The 22831-nt window shown below is 38.8% G+C and carries 19 protein-coding genes; 4 read left to right on the forward strand and 15 right to left on the reverse strand.

Going from position 1 to position 22831, the window contains the following annotated elements; genetic code table 11:
* Positions 1-7: 7 nt before the first annotated feature.
* From LO754_RS13995 to LO754_RS14055, 13 genes are all read right to left on the reverse strand, one after another.
* A complete protein-coding gene (locus LO754_RS13995) occupies positions 8-346 on the reverse strand; it encodes a hypothetical protein (protein WP_024361059.1) in 339 nt (112 codons plus the stop codon).
* A 266-nt stretch (positions 347-612) separates the two neighbouring features.
* Positions 613-2463, reverse strand: a complete 1851-nt coding sequence (locus LO754_RS14000) for a dynamin family protein (protein ID WP_231784633.1) — start codon at positions 2461-2463, stop codon at positions 613-615.
* A 261-nt stretch (positions 2464-2724) separates the two neighbouring features.
* Positions 2725-3606, reverse strand: coding sequence for a ribokinase (gene rbsK / locus LO754_RS14005; protein WP_231784634.1), 882 nt, complete (start codon positions 3604-3606; stop codon positions 2725-2727).
* A gap of 176 nt (positions 3607-3782) precedes the next feature.
* The gene (leuD, locus tag LO754_RS14010; RefSeq protein WP_024361062.1) at positions 3783-4373 is read right to left on the reverse strand and encodes a 3-isopropylmalate dehydratase small subunit; all 591 of its coding nucleotides are present in this window, start codon (positions 4371-4373) and stop codon (positions 3783-3785) included.
* Positions 4374-4405: 32 nt separating this feature from the next.
* Positions 4406-5815, reverse strand: a complete 1410-nt coding sequence (leuC, locus tag LO754_RS14015) for a 3-isopropylmalate dehydratase large subunit (protein WP_024361063.1) — start codon at positions 5813-5815, stop codon at positions 4406-4408.
* 16 nt (positions 5816-5831) lie between these two features.
* Positions 5832-6932 carry a 3-isopropylmalate dehydrogenase gene (gene leuB / locus LO754_RS14020; RefSeq protein ID WP_024361064.1) on the reverse strand — a complete coding sequence of 367 codons (1101 nt, stop codon included), beginning with the start codon at positions 6930-6932 and terminating at the stop codon, positions 5832-5834.
* Between the two features lie 87 nt (positions 6933-7019).
* Complete coding sequence (locus LO754_RS14025; protein WP_024361065.1) at positions 7020-8561, reverse strand: 2-isopropylmalate synthase; 1542 nt, start codon at positions 8559-8561, stop codon at positions 7020-7022.
* Entirely contained in the window at positions 8548-9582 is a 1035-nt protein-coding gene (gene ilvC, locus LO754_RS14030; protein ID WP_024361066.1) for a ketol-acid reductoisomerase, read from the reverse strand. The genes LO754_RS14025 and ilvC overlap by 14 nt, the downstream gene beginning before the upstream one ends.
* A 98-nt stretch (positions 9583-9680) precedes the next feature.
* Entirely contained in the window at positions 9681-10196 is a 516-nt protein-coding gene (ilvN, locus tag LO754_RS14035; protein WP_024361067.1) for an acetolactate synthase small subunit, read from the reverse strand.
* On the reverse strand, positions 10193-11950 hold the full coding sequence (ilvB, locus tag LO754_RS14040; protein WP_231784635.1) for a biosynthetic-type acetolactate synthase large subunit: 1758 nt from the start codon (positions 11948-11950) through the stop codon (positions 10193-10195). Before ilvB ends, ilvN begins: the two co-directional genes overlap by 4 nt.
* Before the next feature lie 487 nt (positions 11951-12437).
* Entirely contained in the window at positions 12438-14108 is a 1671-nt protein-coding gene (gene ilvD / locus LO754_RS14045; RefSeq protein ID WP_231784636.1) for a dihydroxy-acid dehydratase, read from the reverse strand.
* A gap of 390 nt (positions 14109-14498) precedes the next feature.
* Complete coding sequence (locus tag LO754_RS14050) at positions 14499-15821, reverse strand: D-arabinono-1,4-lactone oxidase (RefSeq protein ID WP_024361070.1); 1323 nt, start codon at positions 15819-15821, stop codon at positions 14499-14501.
* On the reverse strand, positions 15809-16984 hold the full coding sequence (locus LO754_RS14055; protein WP_108030066.1) for an amino acid deaminase/aldolase: 1176 nt from the start codon (positions 16982-16984) through the stop codon (positions 15809-15811). Before LO754_RS14055 ends, LO754_RS14050 begins: the two co-directional genes overlap by 13 nt.
* 433 nt (positions 16985-17417) lie before the next feature.
* Here LO754_RS14055 and LO754_RS14060 point away from each other — a divergent pair, with 433 nt between their 5' ends.
* Together LO754_RS14060 and LO754_RS14065 are read left to right on the forward strand one after the other, a co-directional pair.
* On the forward strand, positions 17418-17963 hold the full coding sequence (locus tag LO754_RS14060; protein ID WP_108030065.1) for a cysteine hydrolase family protein: 546 nt from the start codon (positions 17418-17420) through the stop codon (positions 17961-17963).
* A gap of 113 nt (positions 17964-18076) precedes the next feature.
* Entirely contained in the window at positions 18077-18334 is a 258-nt protein-coding gene (locus LO754_RS14065) for a GlsB/YeaQ/YmgE family stress response membrane protein (RefSeq protein ID WP_024361073.1), read from the forward strand.
* 156 nt (positions 18335-18490) lie between these two features.
* Here the strand turns inward: LO754_RS14065 and LO754_RS14070 are convergent, their stop codons facing one another.
* Positions 18491-19840, reverse strand: coding sequence for an IS1182 family transposase (locus tag LO754_RS14070; RefSeq protein WP_231784637.1), 1350 nt, complete (start codon positions 19838-19840; stop codon positions 18491-18493).
* Positions 19841-20140: 300 nt separating this feature from the next.
* Positions 20141-20836 carry a lytic transglycosylase domain-containing protein gene (locus LO754_RS14075; protein ID WP_024361074.1) on the reverse strand — a complete coding sequence of 232 codons (696 nt, stop codon included), beginning with the start codon at positions 20834-20836 and terminating at the stop codon, positions 20141-20143.
* A 172-nt stretch (positions 20837-21008) separates the two neighbouring features.
* Here LO754_RS14075 and mscL point away from each other — a divergent pair, with 172 nt between their 5' ends.
* Positions 21009-21398, forward strand: a complete 390-nt coding sequence (gene mscL, locus LO754_RS14080; RefSeq protein ID WP_107894386.1) for a large conductance mechanosensitive channel protein MscL — start codon at positions 21009-21011, stop codon at positions 21396-21398.
* 315 nt (positions 21399-21713) lie between these two features.
* Positions 21714-22829, forward strand: coding sequence for a methionine biosynthesis PLP-dependent protein (locus tag LO754_RS14085; protein ID WP_231784638.1), 1116 nt, complete (start codon positions 21714-21716; stop codon positions 22827-22829).
* Positions 22830-22831: the final 2 nt, after the last annotated feature.

Here is a 22831-nt window from a genome sequence, read left to right on the forward strand (position 1 = left end):
CCTCCTATTAATTCAATAATTCAAATTCTTCTTCTTGAGGTTTATTAGTAACTTTTGAATTTATATCTTGAAGTAATGCAATTATTTTTGCTATCGCTAAAAAGAAAATCCCAGTTAACATAATTGATATTACTGACATCAAAGTCGTTGTCAGATGAGAGGAGTAAATATCCTTCAATGCAAAATATTTTTCTTCTATAAGATTATTATCATAATGTTCAATAGCTGCTGCTTCCCAGTATTTCATATCCTCTCTTTCTTCCTTTAAACTTGAAACCTGCGTTAAACTAAAAATGATAGCTGTTACAATTAAAATGACACTCGTTATCTGCAGTACCAGTTTCATCTGCGTCAACCCTCCACAATTTTAAAATAATTAATATTATATACTAATTACCTAATATTTACTATATAATCCAAAACATCTTAAAAGAAAAAATTCATAAATAATAATTTTTTATGGTACTTTTAATTTATTTTCTATTCGCCTGTTGTCAATCCATTTCTCCCTAAATATTAGCATTTGTGAAACAACCACTCATAAATTTGAACGAAATGAATGCGTTAAAAAACGCTCTAAAAGATTCATTCTTCTAGAACGTTTTGTGCTACTTAATCTTCATATTGAATTTCTAATTTATTCGGTATGGCGGGTATATCGTTTGATTTAACGTCCGTCTCGGCAAGTCGTAATGGCTGTAATGCATATTTACTTTCAACATCAAATGGAATGGCTATACTTTCCATTTTGTTGTTCATTTGACTTCTCGCCAGTAAGCCATTTTTAGATAGATCGATACTTATAATATTGTCGATTGTTTCTTTAAGCATTTGCTGATCTTTCGAGCGTAGCGGCACCCTTTCATCCATAAGAAACGGTTGAATGTTTTCTTTAATAAACCCTTGTGCCTCTATTAAACAAGAAAATTCATTTAACTTCGCAGCATATAATTTTAGTTGGTGTTTCTCTTTTGCCCGTTGCTGATTCAGCTCGTTCACCTTTTTCTCAATACGCGCTAAACGCTTTTTGGATAGGTTAATCAAATAGTTTTGGACTGTATTTATTTCTTCCACAATGATAGCTTCCGCTTCCCGTACTTTCGCATACTGCGTAACACATACTTCTTGCTGTTCATTTAAACGCAGAACACGTTCTTTGAAAAAGTCATTTTGTGTATGATGGCCAAAAATGGCTTTCATCAACCCTTTTCCATGAATTTTTTTATGTTGTGCGTCCAAACGCTCATATTCTCGCATATATTCATTATGCATATTACGATATTCACGTAATGCCTGTTGATAAATCACTGCTTTTTCAGTAAATTGTTCAACGAAATCATCTTGTAAATAATCATGTTGCGAAATCGTTTGTAAGAGCTGATACAATGTTTGAACATTTTTGAATACGCTTGCTACTTGCTCGTACTCTTGTTCATATTCCTGTACAATGGCTACATCTCGCTGATAACGTGAAAATTCATATTGTGTATCTCCCGCAAATTTTTCGATGTTTTCTACTGCTGATTGAAATGGATCACGTTGCGGTATAATCGTTAATTCGAAGCGGAAACGCTCCAGCCATTGTAAAAAACGAATAATAATTGCGTACGTTTTTTTATCGCTATTCTCTGCAACGCGTTGAATTTGCGCAATTAGATTATCATATTGACTACGCTGCCATAACGCTTTATTGTCTGTTTGTTGTGCTTCAAGGGCATCCATTGCAGAAATCGCTACAAAATCGCTTAATAAATGACCAATTCGTTCTTTTTCAGAACGAATAAAGGCTTCTGTATTATTATTTTTATCGATGCCATTAACGATACAAAGTGGGACTACCCCTTTATTTTTTAAAGCTTCCATTAATAAAACTTCTGCATCGATCGCCATTGATTCTGAACGTAACACCCAAAAAATTTCATCCACTCGATTGATTAGCGATTCGGAGAAGTAAGCCATTTCTCCCCCACCCGCTTCTAATGAGACCGAATCGATAATTGTCACAGATTTTAATAACTCATGCTTAACATATACTTCTAGATAATCTAAATGTTCACGTAAAATTTGTGATGCAAACGTATCACCTGTAGTAAGTAATTCTAATTTGCTCATATCAAATATTGCCACCATACCATCTAAAAAATATGCTTTAATTTCCTCATGCTCACCATATCGTAAAAACGTATTAACCCCTGTCGGATTTTGATCGCTTACAGGTAAAATAGAACGACCAAGAAGACCATTTACCAGTGTTGTTTTTCCTACTCGTTCTTTTCCGACTATCAGTACCATTGTTTGATTGTTTGCATCTTGGATTATACGATTTAAGTGCTTAGCTGTATCTTTCACATATGTATTTTGTACAATAATGCTGTGCAGTTGACGTAAACGATCCACAAACTGTGGCAAAATATTATTCGCTGAGGCTGTATAGTCGATTGGCGTAGTGTCAATATTCGTCATCCTCAAAACCTACTTTCATATGTATCTATAGTTCCATTATAAAGGAAACTATTCGATTTCTTATATATAGTCATGAAATTTAATGACAAAAAAGGACAAACTACTTAGTTCGACTTGTCACAAATAGGATTTCCTTCTTAGGTTAAATTTCTCTATTTTTCACATTTATCGCACAACTAGGTATATGCAATGATAGTGCCTCATGCTAATAACTAGAAAATCCACACATCCCAACACTTTACTTATAAAGCGTAATGTTTTTTATTCGTCCAAACCAGCCATTCTCGCATAAACTTTACTAAGTGTTGGCATACCGCCTTGTGCACTTACTTGCTCAACCGCTAGCGATGTCGCTATATTCGCAAAGTACACTGCTTCATCCAACGATTGCCCCTCTACTAATGCATAGGCAAGCGCACCATTGAAAGTATCCCCAGCCCCAGTTGTATCCACCGCTTTTGTCATATAGCCAGGGACATGAATAGGATATTCACCATCAAAGTAACGTGCCCCATCACGACCAAGTGTAATAATTAGTTTATTCGGATATTTTTCGAGCGTTTGATCGAAATCGTTTCCGAATAGCTGGGCACACTCAATTTCATTTGGGGTCAAGTAGGTAATATCATCCATCCAGCGCATATCAAAGTTCGCCGCTGGGGCTGGGTTTAACAGCACTGGTACATTCGCTTCCTTACATAATTTTATAGCATGTGCTGTCGTCTCCATCGGAATTTCAAGCTGTAAGATTACCATTTGACTTTGTGTAATGACATCTTTTACAGCATCCAAATGTGTTGGTTCCAGCTTATAATTTGCTCCTGGGACCACGATGATACGATTATCATTGTGATGCACTAAAATATTCGCAATGCCCGTCGATTCTGAAGTTGTTAGAAGCGATGTTGTATCAATATGCTCCTGCTCTAAAACTGTTCGCAATGTATGCCCAAAACGATCATCACCTACACAACCAATCATTGTGACGTTGCTGCCTAAACGAGCCGCAGCAATCGCCTGATTAACCCCCTTTCCTCCAGGACTTGTTTGAAAGTGTTGCCCAAGAACCGTTTCTCCCTGTTGTGGGAAATCCGCCATTTGTATCACTAAATCCATATTTAAACTACCAATTACTGTAATCATTTAAATCATCCTTTCGATTCCTTCTTTCTATTTTAACGACTTAGCAAAAGAAAGACAAAGGCTTCCTTGTTTTCAGTATTTCGAAGTAGCTATGCTGGCAACGTTCCCATCAAACAGCAAAAAAGTGTTAGATTGATTCCAGTCAATCTAACACTCTTCTCGGCTTTACTTGCCCATTAGTAGGCTACACGTTGTGCTTCATAGGCAGCAATATGGTCTTCGTATTTAAATGTTAGGGCAATTTCATCCCAGCCATTTAGTAACGTTTCTTTATAATAAGAATCGATGTTGAATGTATAAACTTTACCATCTTCACCTGTTACTGTTTGTGCTTCAAGATTTACTTCTACATGATAAGGTTTCTCTAAACCTTTTGCTAAAATTTCATCGCACTCTGCTTCCGTTAACTTGATAGGTAATATACCATTTTTGAAGCAGTTATTATGGAAAATATCCGCAAATGAAGGGGCAATGACGACGTTAAAGCCATAATCTAAAATTGCCCACGGTGCATGCTCACGTGAAGAGCCACAGCCAAAATTATCTTGCGCTACTAAAATTTTAGAGTTTTTAAATTCTGCTTTATTTAATACAAAGTCCTGTACTTCATTGCCTTGTGCATCAAAACGCCAATGATAAAATAAAAATTGACCAAAGCCTGTACGCTCAATGCGTTTTAAAAACTCTTTCGAAATGATTTGATCTGTATCGACATTTTTACGATCAAGTGGTGTTATCACACTATTTACGATATTAATTGGTTGCATTTTCAATCATCCTTTCGGTGTAAATGGTGCCTTTACACAGTTTCCTTCACGAATTCTCGTACATCTACAAAGTGACCTGCAATCGCAGCAGCAGCTGCCATCGGAGGTGATACTAAGTGCGTGCGAGCACCAGCACCTTGACGACCTTCGAAATTACGGTTTGAGGTTGATGCACAGCGTTTACCAGCTGGGACCACATCATCATTCATCGCTAAGCACATCGAACAACCGGATTCGCGCCATTCAAAACCTGCATCAATGAAAATTTTATCTAAACCTTCTGCTTCTGCTTGTTTTTTTGTAGAATGGGAACCTGGGACAACGATTGCTGTTACGTTTTCATGAACTTTACGTCCTTGAATAACATTTGCAGCAGCTCGTAAATCACTTAAGCGTGAGTTCGTACATGAGCCGATAAATACGTATTGGATATCGATTGAAGTTAATGGTTGCCCTTCTTCTAAGCCCATATAGGCAAGCGCTTTACGAAGTGCGGCTTTATCTGACTCATCCTGATAATCTGCTTGCGTCGGAACATTTTGTGATACACCAGAACCCATTGAAGGATTTGTTCCCCATGTAATAATTGGCTCGATTTCCTCTGCTTTAATGATGCGGACTTCATCATATGTCGCGTCCTCATCTGATGCTAAACTTAGCCAATACGCTGTCGCTTCTTCAAATTTCTCACCTTGTGGTGCATATTTGCGACCACGAATATAATCCACTGTTATTTGGTCAGGTGATACAAGACCAGCCTTTGCACCTGCTTCGATGGACATATTACAGATGGTCATGCGCTCTTCCATTGACAGTTTGTGGATTGCCTCTCCAGTGAATTCCACAATATGTCCTGTACCAACGCCAATACCGAATTTCGAGATGATTGCTAAAATAATATCCTTCGCAGCAACACCAACCGGTAGCTCTCCTTCAACGCGGATTTCCATCGTTTTTGGCTTGTTTTGCCACAATGTTTGTGTAGACATTACGTGCTCTACTTCGGATGTACCGATACCAAATGCAATAGCACCAAATGCACCGTGTGTCGATGTATGCGAGTCACCACAAACAATTGTTTTGCCAGGCTGTGTTAAACCTAATTCTGGTCCAATCACGTGGACAATCCCTTGGTCAGGGTGACCCATACCTGCCAGCTCAACACCGAATTCAGCAGCATTTTTCGCCAGTGTTTCAATTTGATTGCGTGCAATTGGATCATTGATTGTCGGTAGATTTTTTGTTGGCACATTATGATCCATCGTCGCAAAGCTTAAATCAGGACGACGCACTTTCCGTCCATTTATGCGTAGACCTTCAAATGCTTGCGGAGAAGTTACTTCATGAATTAAATGAAGATCAATATATAACAGGTCCGGTTTGCCCTCTTCCTGATAAACAACATGTTTATCCCAAATCTTTTCAATTATATTTTTTCCCATTGTCTTCACCTATTTCTTAAATATATGTTGTCATAATACTTTCCGAAACAAAACTTGTATCAATTTCATTAATAACTTTATCTGTCCATTCATTTGTAGATAGAGTGCGTCCTCCATCACGTGCAAGATCTGCTGTAAAGTACCCATCATCAAATACTGCACTTACTGCACGTTCGATTTCAGCCGCTTCTTCTGCTAGGCCAAATGAGTATTGTAACATCATAGCGACTGACAGAATCGTTGCTGCTGGATTAGCCACACCTTGCCCTGCAATTTCTGGTGCTGAACCGTGTACTGGTTCGTAAAGTCCAAAATTATCACCGCGGATGGATGCGGATGGTAGTACGCCAAGAGAACCTGTAATAACCGATGCTTCATCACTTAAAATATCACCAAACATGTTTTCTGTTACAACGACATCATAATGAGCAGGATTTGTAATTAATTTCATCGCTACAGAGTCTACTAAGTTGTGTTCTACCTGAACATCTGGATAGTCTTTTTTCTTCGCTTCTACAACTTCGCGCCATAAACGGCTAGTTTCAAGTACGTTTGCCTTATCGACTGAACATAATTTGCCTCCACGTAAACGTGCTAATTCAAAGGCATTTTCAACGATACGCTCTACTTCAGCTGTTGAGTAAACTGTTGTATCAATCGCGCCATTTTCAGTACGCATACGTGGTTCCCCGAAGTATACGCCGCCTGTAAGTTCACGTACGATCATTAAATCGACGTTTTCGGCTACTTCACGTTTTAAAGGTGAAGCCTCTAGTAAACTCGGGAACGCCTTTACTGGACGTAAATTTGCAAATAAGTCAAAGTGCTTGCGGATACGAAGTAAGCCTTTTTCTGGACGTAGTTCTGGTGGGTTATTGTCCCATTTTGGTCCCCCTACTGCGCCTAATAAAATCGCATCACTGCTCTCACACATTTCAATTGTTTCATCAGGTAGTGGATTGTTGTGTTGATCGATGGCAGCGCCTCCGATTGTTCCATATCCTAAATGGAATGTATGGTTGAAACGTTTGCCGATAACTTGTAGTACACGTATAGCTGACGCAACCACCTCTGGCCCAATTCCATCGCCAGGAAGTACTGTAATTTTTTTCTCCATCGTAAAACACCTTTCTTTGTCTAGCGTACGGTTACGCTATTTTAGTAAAGACTCTCACCTGCTTTGCTAGGTGAGAGTCAAATCAAGTTAAACGAGTTCACCTTGTGCTCGAAGACTTACCTGAATTAAATGTCGGTTAATCGCATTTAAATAAGCTTTCGCGGATGCTTCTAATACATCCTGTGAAGAGTTTCGTCCCGTTGTTGATACACCATCGTATCGGATATTAATAACTGCCTCACCAAGTGCATCACGCCCTTTGCCGACAGACTTCACTCGGTAATCAATGACATTGATAGCACCAGGCACAAGTTGTTCTAACGTATTAAATATTGCTTCCACTGAGCCTGAGCCTGTAGCCACAACATTTTTTACATTGCCTTCTGGCGTCACGACCGTCGCGGTAGCAGTTGGAATATTTTCTGTACCATATTGCACTTGTACCATTTTAAGCTCAAACAATGGCACATCTTCGATTTGGATTTGCTGCTCTGTTAGAAGCGTTAATAAATCTTCTTCCGTAATTTCTTTTTTACGGTCTGCTAGCTTTTTAAATTCAGCAAAAGCTTTATTTAGCTTTTCATCTGACAGTGCAAAGCCCATTGTTTCTGCACGATCACGGAAAGCAGCGCGTCCTGAATGTTTGCCAAGAACAAGCGGTACTTCTCCTTCGCCAATCAGTGCAGGTGATATAATTTCATATGTTTCAGGATTTTTTAACACGCCATCTTGATGAATGCCAGACTCATGTGCAAATGCATTTTTACCGACAATTGCTTTATTTGGTTGAATAACGACATTCGTTAGTTTACTAACTAATTGCGATGTGCGCTTAATCTCCTGTAAGTTGATGCCTGTTTCAACAGGATAGATATCTTTACGGATATGGAGGGCTACCGCGATTTCCTCTAGTGCAACATTCCCTGCACGCTCCCCGATACCGTTAATTGTTCCTTCAACTTGTGACGCACCATTTTCTATAGCCGCAATGGTGTTAGCCGTAGCCATTCCTAAATCATCATGGCAGTGTGCTGAGAATTTCACTTTTTCAGCACCTTTGACGTTTTCTAATAAAAATTTGAATAATGCGCCATATTCTTGCGGAGAAGCATAGCCCACTGTATCTGGCACGTTAATCGTCGTCGCTCCAGCAGCAATAACATCATTCATAATACGTACTAAAAATTCGCGATCTGAGCGGAAAGCATCTTCGGCAGACCATTGCACAAGTGGGAAGTATTTTTTCGCATATTTCACTGCTTCAATGGCTTGCTCGACCACTTGATCAGGTGATTTTTTCAACTTATATTCCATATGGATTGGAGATGTTGCTAAAAAAATATGAATATGCGGTTGTTCTGCTACTTTAATCGCTTCCCATGTTGTATCAATATCTTTTTGCACGCAACGCGCTAGCCCTGTAACAATTGAATTTTTCACAGTACCCGCAATACGCTGGACCGCATCAAAATCACCGGGAGATGAAGCAGGAAAACCTGCTTCAATAATTGTTACACCTAGACGTTCAAGTTGCTTGGCAATCTCAATTTTCTCTGCTGTATTTAAATTAATGCCGGCAGATTGTTCACCATCGCGAAGTGTTGTATCGAAAATATCAATTTTTCGCACTTGTAGCCACTTCTCTCACAACTTTTTCCTTACCTTCATTGATGAATGGCATCATTGCACGTAGTTTTGCACCAACTTCTTCGATTTGGTGGTTTGCACCAGCTTCTTTGAATTTTGTATAGTCTGGACGACCATTTTCATTTTCTTGAATCCAACGACGAGCAAATGTACCATCTTGAATATCTGTTAATACGTCTTTCATGCGGGCTTTAACTGAATCGTCGATGATGCGTGGACCTGCAACATAATCACCCCACTCGGCTGTATCTGAAACGGAGTAACGCATTGTCGCCATACCACCTTCAAACATTAAATCTACGATTAATTTTAATTCGTGTAATGTCTCAAAGTAAGCAAGCTCTGGTTGGTAGCCCGCTTCTACTAATGTTTCAAATCCAGCTTTAACTAATTGAGTTGCCCCACCGCAAAGTACTGCTTGCTCACCAAATAGATCCGTTTCAGTTTCTTCTTTGAATGATGTTTCTAATAAACCGCCACGAGCAGCGCCAATACCTTTACCGTAAGCAAGTGCTAAATCTTTTGCTTGACCCGTTGCATCTTGGTGGATAGCAAATAGTCCTGGTACACCAGCACCTTGTTGGAATTGACGACGCACTAGATGACCTGGTCCTTTTGGTGCTACTAAAAATACGTCAACATCTGCAGGTGGCGTAATTTGACCAAAGTGAATATTGAAACCATGTGCAAACATCAGTGCTTTACCAGCTTCTAAATATGGAGCAATTTCAGCTTCATAAACTGCTTTTTGACGCTCATCTGGTAGTAAGATTTGGATTACATCTGCTTCTTGTGCTGCTTCCGCAACTGTTTTAACGTCTAAGCCATCAGCTTTTGCTGCATCGAAAGATCCACCTGGGCGAACACCTACTACTACATCGAAACCTGATTCTTTAAGGTTTAATGCATGTGCATGACCTTGTGAACCGTAACCGATAATTGCGATTTTTTTTCCTTTTAATACGTCCTCGTTGATGTTTTGTTCATAGTACATTGTAGCCATTGTTTGTTTCCTCCTAATAATTGGGTTTGTTTTTTTAAACTTATGAGCATTTGCAGCTTTACAGTGCGCAGATCACAAGCTTCGATTTTATATGCAAACTATTTTAAAATAGAGAGCTGCGTATTGATGGTTTTTTGTGTTTCACGAACAGATGCCGTTGCACCTGTGCGCGTTAATTCTTTAATACCATATGGGCGAATAAGCTCAATAAAGGCATCGATTTTTTCTGGATTTCCTACCACTTGATATGTCACAACGTTTTTCGCTGTATCAATAATTTGTGGACGGAATGGCTCAACAATCGAGTTCATTTCCAGACGTAAATTTGGTGGTGAAATAACCTTCACAAGCGCTAGCTCACGAAGCACGATGGATTTATCTGTAATGTCATTGACCTTTAACACATCAATTTGCTTCGATAATTGCTTCACCAGTTGTTCAATTTTGCGCTCATCTTCTACATTCACAACAAATGTCATTTTTGAGAAGTTTGGCTGTTCAGTATGACCAACTGTAATCGATTCGATATTGAATTGACGCTTCATAAGTAAACCTGTTATACGGTTTAATACACCACTTTGATTAATCACTGTTACTGTAATTACTCGTTTCAATTCTTTTTCACCCCAATCATTTCATGTAACCCTTTACCTGGTGCAACCATTGGGTAGACACATTCAAGCTGTTTTACACGGCAGTCGATTAACGCTGGCTCGTCAGAAAGCAGTGCCTCACGGAAAATACTTTCCGCTTCGTCAATTGTGTTAATTCGATAGCCTTTAATGCCGTAAGCATCCGCTAATTTAACAAAATCTGGCTGGATTGGCATAAGTGATGATGAATAACGCTCTTCATAGAATGTTTGTTGCCATTGGCGTACCATCCCTAAACAACTGTTATTTAAAATCACAATTTTTACTGGTAAGTTGAATTCTTTTAATAATGAAAGCTCTTGTGCAGTCATTTGGAAACCTGCATCGCCTACAATCGAAACAACTTTTTTGTCTGGCTTCGCAAATTCTATTGCAGCTGGGAAGCCGAAGCCCATCGTACCAAGTCCACCAGACGTTACCCAACCATGATCATTGTTTAAGCGGTAATATTGTGCAGCCCACATTTGATGCTGCCCTACATCCGTCGTCACAATGGCATCACCTTCAGTAATTTTATGCACAAGTTCTAGTGCTTCCTGCGGTAACACCTCTGTGTCTCCATCTTCTTTTGAATACCACAGCGGATATTCTTTTGCATGATTGTTTAAAAATTCAAGCCATTGTTTCGTATCCGGACCTTCAAAATCTTTTTTCAGTAAAGATTTTAATGCCTCTTTTGCATCCGCTACAATCGGAATATCGGTCGGTACATTTTTACCGATTTCAGCCGGATCAATGTCAATATGGACAATTGTTGCATTTGGTGCAAACGTTGCTAAATTCCCTGTTAAACGGTCATCAAATCGAGCGCCAATATTTAATAATAAATCCGACTTAGTAATTGCCATATTTGCTGTTACTGTTCCATGCATTCCGGCCATACCAATGAATAATTCGTGATCGCCATGAATGGAGCCAAGACCTAATAAGGTATTTGTTACAGGAATTTGATACTTCTCAGCGAAAGTTGTTAATTCTTCACGAGCATCGGCAAATAGTACACCCGCCCCTGCTAGAATTACTGGATTTTTCGCTAGCGAAATAGCTTGAATAGCCTTTTGAATTTGCAAATAGTTCGGCTTGTATGTCGGCTGATAGCCTGGTAAATAAATTTCTTCTGGTTCTTGTGGTGGATTATTTACATCAAACAGCATTTGAGATACATTTTTAGGGAAATCTACCACAACTGGTCCTTTACGACCTGTATTCGCAATATGGAATGCTTCTTTCACTATGCGAGGGATATCATTGACATCTTGCACTTGGTAGTTGTGCTTTGTAATAGGTGTTGTAATCCCCATAATATCTGCCTCTTGGAACGCATCTGTTCCAATAACTGTTGTCGCTACTTGACCAGTAAAGACAACTAATGGGATAGAATCAATCATCGCATCGGCAATACCTGTTACTAAGTTCGTTGCACCTGGACCACTTGTAGCGATGACAACCCCCGGCTTATTCGATACACGTGCATAGCCTTCAGCTGCGTGAATAGCACCTTGCTCGTGACGTGTTAAAATATGACGAATTGGGTTTTTGTACATTGCATCATATATTTGAAGTACTGCTCCACCCGGATATCCAAAAATAATATCTACATCTTGATCATGCAGCGCTTGGACTAAAATGTCTGCACCATCTTTCGCTTGAAAAGTTTGTTCTACTTCTTCTGTCGCCAATTGTTCTTTTTCATTAATTGAAACATTCGCACTCATCAAAATATGCCTCCTTCTTGTCTTTCGATTCACAACAGCATACGACTACCTCATCTAGTTAATGAACACTTTCGTGATGTAATGCTGAAAACGGAATATTCTACGCTTAATAAATAATAAAAAGCCTTTTTCTCCGAACGCAAAGAACTACCTTGCGTAGGGATGAAAAAGACTTTTCATGGTACCACCCTTGTTTATAGCAATCATATTGCTACCTCGCGAATAAATGAAAGCATTTATGCACCAATGCAAGTGAACTTACATCCAATACGGTGTCATAAATCATTTATTCATTAATAACGAGCACTTCGATTATGCCCGGAACTATCTAATGGCGATCACGCGTTTAATAGTTCACTCCGAGGGGATGTCGGATCTAGTTGTATCGCCGGCTTCCAGCACGACCGGCTCTCTGGTAGATACAAGGCTCTAGAACCTTTAACCTCATCAACGTTTTAACCTATTGATTTTTCACTAGTTTTTAAGACTAAATTTTCATAACGCCACCTGTTGAGGCGCTTGTCACTAATTTTGAATATCTTGCTAACCAGCCACGTTTAATTTTCGGTTCAAACACTGGCAGTTTTGCGCGACGTTCTGCTAATACTTCATCTGAAACTTCTAAATTGATTGTACGATTTGGTAAATCAATCGTAATGATGTCACCATTTTCAACTAAAGCGATTGGACCGCCTTCTGCTGCTTCTGGCGATATATGCCCGATTGAAATACCACGAGATGCACCGGAGAATCGACCATCTGTAATTAACGCTACCTTTGTACCGAGACCACGACCTTGAATGGTAGATGTAGGTGCTAACATTTCTGGCATCCCTGGGCTACCTTTTGGTCCTTCATAACGAATGACGACTACATGGCCTTCCTTAACAGTACCGTTATCAATATTTTCTTGCGCTGCTTCTTGTGATTCAAAGACAATTGCCTCACCTGTAAATACTTTAATCGAAGGATCAACAGCACCTACTTTAATAACAGAGCCATCAGGAGCAATGTTGCCAAATAGCACCGATAAACCTCCGACTGGGCTATAAGGATTGTCTTTTGTACGAATAACTTGATCATTTGTAATGTGATAATCTTTGACGAGCTCGCCCATTGTTACACCTGCAACAGTCGGACGATTTGGATGAATGGCACCTGGAATAGATGTTAATTCATTAATGATGGCACTGACACCACCTGCTTTATTGATATCATCCATTGAAATATCAGAAGCAGGCATAATTTTTGCTAAATATGGCACACGCTCTGCAACTTTATTAATATCTTCAATGTTATAGTCGATTTCAGCTTCATTTGCGATTGCTAATGTGTGAAGCACCGTATTTGTGGAGCCGCCCATTGCCATATCGAGTGCAAATGCATCATCAATTGCTTCTTTTGTAATGATGTCACGTGGCTTAACGTCTTCTTTAATCATGCGCACTAATTGTTTAGCGGCTTCTTTAATCAACTTATGTCGGTCTTCAGACGTAGCAACGATTGTACCGTTGCCTGGAAGTGCTACACCTAGCATTTCCATTAAGCAGTTCATGGAGTTCGCTGTGAACATCCCTGAACATGATCCACATGTTGGACATGCATTATTTTCAATATCTAACAGCTCTTCAGCTGACATATTACCTGATTTGTGAGCCCCAACACCTTCAAATACTGAAGTTAATGAAAGCTGTTTTCCTGTAGCAGATGTACCTGCCTCCATTGGACCACCAGATACAAAAATTGATGGTACGTTCGTACGAACTGCTGCCATTAACATTCCTGGTGTGATTTTGTCACAGTTAGGAATGTAAAATACGCCATCAAACCAGTGTGCATTAATAACTGTTTCTGCTGAATCCGCTATAATTTCACGGCTTGGTAAAGAATAACGCATACCAATATGGCCCATTGCAATACCATCATCCACACCAATCGTATTAAACTCGAATGGAATGCCTCCCGCTTCAATTATGGCTTCTTTCACTACATCAGCAAATGTACGTAAATGAACGTGACCTGGAATAATGTCGATATAAGAGTTACAAACCCCAATAAATGGTTTCCCTAAATCTTTTGCTTTTACTTTGCCTGTTGCATATAAAAGACTACGATGTGGCGCACGATCTACGCCTACTTTAATCATGTCACTTCTCATTTTAAACGCCCCTCATTTATTGCTATGTTCGTCGCTATATACAAAATGTTCTGTCTATTTTGTTTTTACCTAGCTGATTGCCTTTGTGGCAACTGATTGTAGGAACGAACGTATTAAATTGTTGTTATCATAGTACGAATAACTAGGCTAAGTCAACAGTATTTTTTGAATTGTTTAAACAATTCAAAAACTATACGAAATTTGAAATCGTTTACATGCTGATTAAGCATCAGTTTTATCTCGTTTTGATAAATATTTTGACATTTCGTTCAAATTTAAATTTTTTCATTATAAACACTATTCAGTTGATGATTTATCACAAATGCTTTCATCTTTCCCCATACATTGATTTCAAAATTATAAGATTCAGTTGTTGTTAAATTCTAAATATTACAATATGAATAATTGCTCTAAGTAACGTGTAAAAAATACTTTGTCAGGGTCATATTGTGCACGAACTGTTAAAAACTTATCTATATTTGGATATAATGTGTGTACTTGCTGTGCAGTTAAATGGCTTTGTTTTCCCCAATGTGGTCGACCATGATATTTTTGCATCAGATTGTGCACCCATTTAAAATAAGGCTCTTCCGACATTCCTTTATACATATGAAAAGCTATAAAGGCGGATTCTTGTCCTTGTGTAGGACTTAAATAACCAGCCTCACCTGCTGTTGTACGGCATTCCAATGGAAAATGCACATGCAAATGCCCTTTTTGAAACGTTGCATGAATTTCTTCCATGCATGCCTCAAATTGTGTTAATGATATGGCGTACTCACTTTCTTGGAATTTGACACTTCTAGGAGTTGGATAGATTTCATAGCTAATGCCAATCTTCTCAGCCTCGACAACATTGGCAGCAGCTAATTTACTCATTGCACTACTTAAAGCTGGTTTCCATTTACATAGCTCCGAAATCGCAAAAAATGCACCATTTTCTACTATTTGAAGTTTTATATTTTCTACACACTTGCGCCATTCACTTTGATACACTGGAGCCATCGCATTCATACGTTTAATTTGAATCGTCTCACTACCAGGAAAGTAGAACCATTCAACATGTCGATGCTGTCGAATATCTTGTGCAAATGTTGCTAGTCCGTTTGTTAATGTGTCTCTTGTGCCAATATAATGTAAACTATAGAGCGGCAACACTTTTAGCGTCACTTTTACAAGTACCCCAAGCATGCCAAGTGAGATATGAAGTGCCTCGGATAAATCGTCAGTCCCTCGAATATGCTCATGGTAAGTTCCATTTCCATCAACAAAACACCAGCGTGTCACAGCAGACGACAACGAACCTAAAGTCACCCCTGTTCCATGTGTACCAGTAGACACTGCTCCGGCAATGGTCTGTTCTTGAATATCGCCCATATTCATTAAGCCAAACCCATGCTTTGCAAGCTGTGGTCCAATCTCGTATAAATAAGTTCCTGCCCACAATGTAGCTTCTTGGTTTTCGGCATCTATCGAAATAAGCCCGCGCATATTATGTAATGACAGTGCAATATGCTCCGGCATGGCAACAGCACTAAATGAATGCGCTGCACCTGTTACACGAATGGTTTTCTTCCTATCACGCGCATGCTTCACTACATTTACAACTTCTTCTATTGAACGAGGTAAGTGCATCTCACTTGGATACGCTATTATATTGCCAGCCCAGTTCGTCCATTTCTCCCCATTTTTCCACTTCTCTACAGAAAACATTGACCATCCCCCCTGTACGTCGCAAAGCTACCTACATATTCGTCTTGCCTTATCCCATGAAGTGTTTGAAATCTTTCGCAAAGCTCTCCAGCCTTTGCATGGCGAAAATAGATGGTATCCCCAATTGTGAGTGTTTTGCCTTTTACCTTAATCGGTGTTTGCACTTCTCCAGCTCCTTCTAAACGAAGAAAGGAAAAATAGGTCGGCTCGTAAAATACCGGATAACGATCATTGGCCATTGCTCCGGACGCTGGATAACCACCACCATGGCAGACAACAATATTAGGCGCAGGTTTCCGCGTGATACGGAGTGCAAAGCCTGCTGCTTTTGAAAGTTGTAAATGGGCAAATTGATCAAAAAGGGCTGGTGCATAAAATGCTGAACCAACTGTCATTTCTGTCACTTCTTTCTGCTCCGCAGTATATGTCATACTGCCTGTACCTCCACCATTAACAAAGCGTAATCGAGGAAAATAAGCTTTTACATGCGCAATAGCTAATCTACGAAATTGGGTTACTTGCTTTTTGGCTTGTGTTTGCATGAAATCTATTAGCCTACCTTTTATAGCATTAGCAGGTCGATTTCCAACACCAGCTATTTGCGCCTCATATCCCATAACCCCTACAACTTCTATATGGGACTGCTGTTTTATATAAGTTAAAAAAGGAGTGATAGACTCCAGCGAGTCAAGAGATGAGCGCTTTGTACCAAAATAAAGTACCTTAAAATCAGTAGATAAATTAATATCGATACAGATGGATACCTTTACATCTAGCTCCGCACCTATTTTTTCTAAAAACGCAACTTGCTCACATCTATCCACCATAAATGTGACGGTTCTTCCCTCTTTTACATAGTGCAATAGCTGACGTACAGCCATGTCTTCCATAACAGGATAACCAAGCAGTACATCATCGAAATTTCTTTGGAGTAAAAAGATGGATTCTGCCGCGGTAAATGTCATAAATCCTGTTATATTCGACAGATGTTGTTGTAGATATTGCAACACCTCCACCGAGCGTATTGATTTTGTTGCTATACGGATTTTTTTTTGCCCACAAGCTTGTTGCACCGTTGCAATATTATCATCAAGTGCATCAAGGTCTAACCAAGCAAATGGGCGCTCTATGCCATGGAAAGCCTGCTGAAATCTCGTTGTCATTTAATCCCCCTCGTATGATTTATATTGGTCAAGTACTAGAAAAATACGCGAAAATGCTTGTCTACTTCACAATAGGCAACAAAAAACAACCGTGTATTACGACGAAATTGCCTTCACGGTTGTTTTAGTATAGGTCAAGCATTGTACTCACCTTTCTATTAGATTTTTAAGAGATTAGGATGCCAATAAAAACTCAGCAGCTAAATTTAACATTACCACCAAATGTAGCGCAGCAATAAAGAATCCTTGGCGATCTAAACGTTTCATAACAGTCATATTCATAAACTATCACCTCTCCTTTTTTTCACATTATACGCTCACATTGTTCAATTTTCAAACTATTCTTAATATTAAAATATGACTATTTTTCTGACAGCCAAAACCAAATATGGCATGATAAAGAGTGAAATCATGCCTAAAGGAGTGGACGAAAGTGAAAAAAGCATTACTGGTAATTGATTATACAAATGATTTTGTAGCAACAGATGGTAAATTAACGTGTGGGGAACCAGGACAATTACTTGATACGCCTATTGCAAATTTAATTGAACAATTTATTGCAGAAAAAAATGTCGTCGTCTTCGCTAATGATTTACATGAAGAAAACGATCCATTTCACCCTGAAACAAAGCTTTTTCCTCCTCACAATATTCGTGGAACATCGGGTCGCAATCTATACGGTCATGTTGGTGAAGTTTATAACGTGTATAAGGACAACGTGATTTGGCTCGACAAAACGCGTTATAGTGCCTTTGCAGGAACAAATTTAGCTATTTTATTAAAGGAACGGAACATCGAGGAAGTTCATTTAGTTGGTGTTTGTACAGATATATGTATTTTGCATACAGCTGTGGATGCTTATAATTTGGGCATTTCTACTGTTATTTATGCAAATGCAGTAGCAAGTTTTGATGCAGCTGGACATGATTGGGCTTTGCGTCATTTTGAACATACTTTAGGTGCCACAGTAGTGAAATAAACAAATGAAGTCATTGTAAAAATAAAAAGGTCGGTCATTTAGGTTTAATTATCTCCAAAAAGGATATAACTAAGTAATGCCATTATATCTTAACTTTGAGGAGATGAATCATTATGATCAGTTTCATTTGGTATTTAATCATCGGAGGAATTTTAGGTTGGTTAGCTGGCGTCATTTTAGGAAAAGATGTTCCTGGAGGCATTATTGGTAATATTATTGCCGGGATTGTCGGTTCTTGGATAGGTAGTATGGTTTTAGGTAACTGGGGTTGGAAAGTCAGCGATTTTTATGTATTTCCAGCGTTAATAGGTGCAATTGTGCTTATCTTCATTGTAAGCATTATTCTTAAAAGTATGCGTAAAGCTACGTAATTATGTACAAAAAGAGCCATCGTTTAGATGGCTCTTTCAGATTGTCGACAAAAGGCATCAAGAAGTTTTAACCTTGATGCCTTTTGTCATTTTTTATAGTAAATAATTAGATTTCACTGCCGAGTTGACCATACTCTTTGAGCATATCTATTCTCCTTAAGCAGCTTGCCATGTCCAAGTAGCAAGCTTTTTCAAGTTCATGGCAGCAAAAGTAAGCATCGCCTGCATGGACAATTTTTTAAGACCCCTTAAGGTTGTCCATCGCATACCATGCTTTTCTTTTGCATCTGCAAAGACACGTTCAATCGTTTCTTTGCGCTTTGCATAAATTTGTTTAATAGCATATGAATGGCGTAAATGTTCAGCTTCTTCCATATATGTTTCCCAGATATGACGTTGAATAAGTTTTTGATGATTCTTGCTTTCTGTACATTGTGATAGCAAGGGGCAATTAGCACAAATCGTTGGATTCGATTTATATTGGCGATACCCTTCCTTTGTGGTTGTCGTATATTTCAATACCTGCCCTTGTGAGCAAAGATAACAATTATAGTACTCATCGTACACGTATTCATGCTTTCGAAAGAAACCATCCTTTGTTTTAGGACGTGTATAAGGGAGAACAGGTAACATTTGATTCTCTAATAAAAAGTTAGTGATGGCAGGTGTTTTATAAGCAGCATCCGCAGCAATCGCTAATGGCTTTTTCACTTTTTTAATGATTTTTTCAACAAGTGGCTGCAATACATAGCTATCGTGCACATTTCCTGGAGTCACAATCGTACCTAATACAAAACCTTTTTCATCTGTCGCTGCATGAAATGAATACGCAAACTGCTTAGTCCGTTCATCCTTAACATAATAACCACTCTCTGGGTCTGTCGTACTTTCCTTGATTTCTTTCCATTCGTCTTTTTCAAATCTCTCTGGAGGGAAGGGTTTTTTTCCGTGTTCCTCACGATCAATATTTAATTCCAGTTGAAGTTTCTCTTCATAAGCACGTGTTTCTTTTCGAACGACTTTTTTATCATACTTTCGCTTATTAGCGCTTGCCTTTACATGCGTGGAATCAATAAATACATGGTCTGCATGCAGGAGACCCTTCTTCATAATTTCTTTTAGAATACGATAGAAAATTTGTTCAAACACATCTGTGTCTTGAAACCGGCGCGCATAATTTTTACCGAAGGTAGAGAAGTGTGGAACTTCTGTATGGAAGCCAAATCCTAAAAACCAACGATAGGCCATGTTCGTTTCAATTTCTTTAATAGTTTGACGCATTGAGCGAATACCGAAAACATATTGAATAAAGGTCATTTTAAAGAGAACAACAGGGTCAATACTTGGACGCCCTAAAGATGAATAGAGGTTTTCCACTAATGGATAGATAAACGAAAAATCAATCGCTGCCTCTAGTTTTCGGACTAAATGGTCTTGTGGCACCAATTGGTCAATTGTCAGTATTTCTAATTGTTCACGTTCATTGATTTGATTTTTCGACATCATTTTCCATCACCTCAAATAGATTATTTTATTTATAGTTGATTGATAGCAATTCATATCAAGTTGATTGGAGCGAAGGGCGGGCGACTCCTGCGGGAACGCACAGTACGTAAGACGCAACAGACCGCGCGTTAGCGAGGGTTGCGGCTTACGATGTGCCCGCGGAAAGCGCCCGAACGTAGCGGAAATCAACAGGAGTAGACATCTATTTTTATCTTAAAATGAAAAAAGACTGTAGGCAAACTCGAAATTTTTCGAGTTTGTCTACAGTCTGAAAGAGCCATCGTTTAGATGGCTCTTTTATTATTTTGCATTAAGAAGGACGGCTGTTTTTAATTCATCGTGGTAATCATTATACAAATTATAGTAATGTAAGACATTTTTAACGTATTCTTCGCTATGATTATAATTGAAAACGGCTCGTTTTACGTCACCTTTTGCCGCTCCATACTTTGATAAATAATTCGCAGCACTAAATACAGCATCTTCGATATCATAGGGATCCGCTACACCATCTCCATTGGCATCGACACCGTAGCCTCCATATTTTTTTATCGTTTCGGGATTCATCAGCTCTGCCTTTGTAATATTGCCCTTCCCTAATCCCTCACAAGTTGGATGTTTCCATCCTACAAATGTACAAGGCATAAATTGCATATGTCCGACTGCCCCTGCTGGCGAAACAAGTGATTTCATGGAAGAAAATCGTGTTTCAATACGATGATGGGCAGCTAACAATGTCCAAGGCACGCCATATTTCTCCTCTGCAGCAACATACACCGGAATATATTGTTCTGGAATGTTCATATCGAAATGCTGCTGTATTTCTTCAATCGCCTTTTGTTGAGCAAGTTTTTCGAAAATCGGGAATGTTTGTAGTTCCTTCCAAGCAAAAAAAGCAAGTACATATACAGTAATGGCTACAGGGATTAATAGTGCTATCATCCCCATCTTCATACTTGGAGATAGCAATGGTTTCTTTTGTTTTTTTTTCGCCATATGTCACACCTAATCATTCTTTGTCTACTTCTATATTACCAAATTTACCGTTTTATGTTGTAGATTTTTTCTATTTTTCTTTTTCCTATGTTTATAGTTGATTATAATTAGGGTAATATAGTAGAATACAATTCGATTGTTTTTTTGGATAATTATAGGGAGGATATATTATATGTGGAAAGACTTTAAGGAATTTGCTATGAAAGGCAATATAATTGATTTAGCGATTGCCGTTGTAATTGGTGGGGCTTTCGGGAAAATCGTTACCTCCTTAGTAGAAAATATTATTATGCCATTAGTCGGTGTGTTAACAGGTGGCATTGATTTAACTGAAAGCTTTATGTTTGGTTCTGGTACAGCTCAAGTAAAGTTAGGTATATTTTTACAATCAATTATTGATTTTTTAATTATCGCCTTTGCTATTTTCTTAGCATTACGTCTTATGACGAAATTTACTAGAAAAAAAGAGGAAGCGGTTGTAGAGGAACCGACACCTGTGCTAGATGCAAAAGAAGAACTGTTAAAAGAAATTCGAGATTTATTAAAAAAACAACAAGCATAATGGACAAGACATTATGTTCCACAAAGGCTATAGATATTTTCGTGCTACGCGAAAACGAATCTATAGCTTTTTTATTTGTGCCTCTTTCAAGCCTCTTTTCATCGTCAAACATTAATCCCCTACTATTCCTACATGATTTATTTTCAATAATCTATGTAATTTTCTGAAATCATCTTGTCCTTCTGTACTTTCCATGTTAAATTAAGTAACAATTATAGAGAAAATTGAAGAGACTAATCGAATTATTCTATTAAGGAATAGAGTCCCCCTAGTGTGGACTCTTTCTATATTAACGATGAAGAAAAGAGTGAGGACATGACAAACAATAGACGTATTGAAACAAAACTTGTACAGCTTGGCAATTTGAGTGACCCTAGAACTGGCGCTGTTAGCCCGCCCATTCATTTATCAACTGCCTATAAACATACAGGGATCGGTGAATCGACAGGATTTGACTACGCTCGTACAAAAAACCCAACGCGTGCCATTTTAGAAGCAGGTATTGCAGATTTAGAAGGTGGCGACGCTGGCTTTGCCTGTAGTTCCGGTATGGCTGCAATCCAACTTGTAATGTCTCTATTTAAACCAGGAGATGAACTCATCGTACCAGATGATTTATATGGTGGTACATATCGTCTTTTTAACTTTTTTAAAGAAACATACAATATTAAACCAATCTATTCTAAATTTGAATCGCTTGAGCAAGTAGAGGCGTTAATCAATGACAATACACGTGCCCTCTTTATCGAAACACCAACAAACCCACTTATGCAGGAATTTGATCTCAAAGTGTATGCTGAGCTTGCCCATCAACACGGTGCATTGCTAATCGTAGATAATACTTTTTATACACCCTACTTCCAACGACCAATTGAACTAGGTGCCGATATTGTACTGCATTCTGCAACAAAGTATATTGGCGGACATAATGACGTATTAGCCGGTTTAGTTGTCTCAAAAGGTGCTGAGCTATCCGAACGTCTCAGCTTTATTCAAAATGGTAGCGGAATGGTACTAGGAGCAATGGATTCTTGGTTATTGATTCGTGGCTTAAAAACGTTACATCTTCGCTTAAAACAACATGATGCCAATGCCAAAGCGATTGCTGCTTATTTAGAGGAAGAAGAACTTGTCACAGACGTATTGTATACGGGCAAAGGTGGTATGTTGTCATTCCGACTACAAAAGCCTGAATGGATTGACCCATTTCTTCGTAACTTAAAGTTAATTATTTTTGCAGAGAGTCTTGGTGGCGTTGAAAGCTTTATCACGTACCCTGCTACACAAACACATGCCGATATGCCTTACGAGGAACGTGTAGCACGCGGCGTTTGCGATCGTTTACTACGCTTTTCTGTCGGCATTGAAGAGGCTGAAGATTTAATTGCAGATTTAAAACAAGTGTTTGATACGCTGAGAAAAGAGGCATAGAA

The organism is Lysinibacillus sp. GJ-1 (assembly GCF_021166035.1).
GTDB classification, from domain to species: Bacteria; Bacillota; Bacilli; order Bacillales_A; family Planococcaceae; genus Lysinibacillus; species Lysinibacillus sphaericus.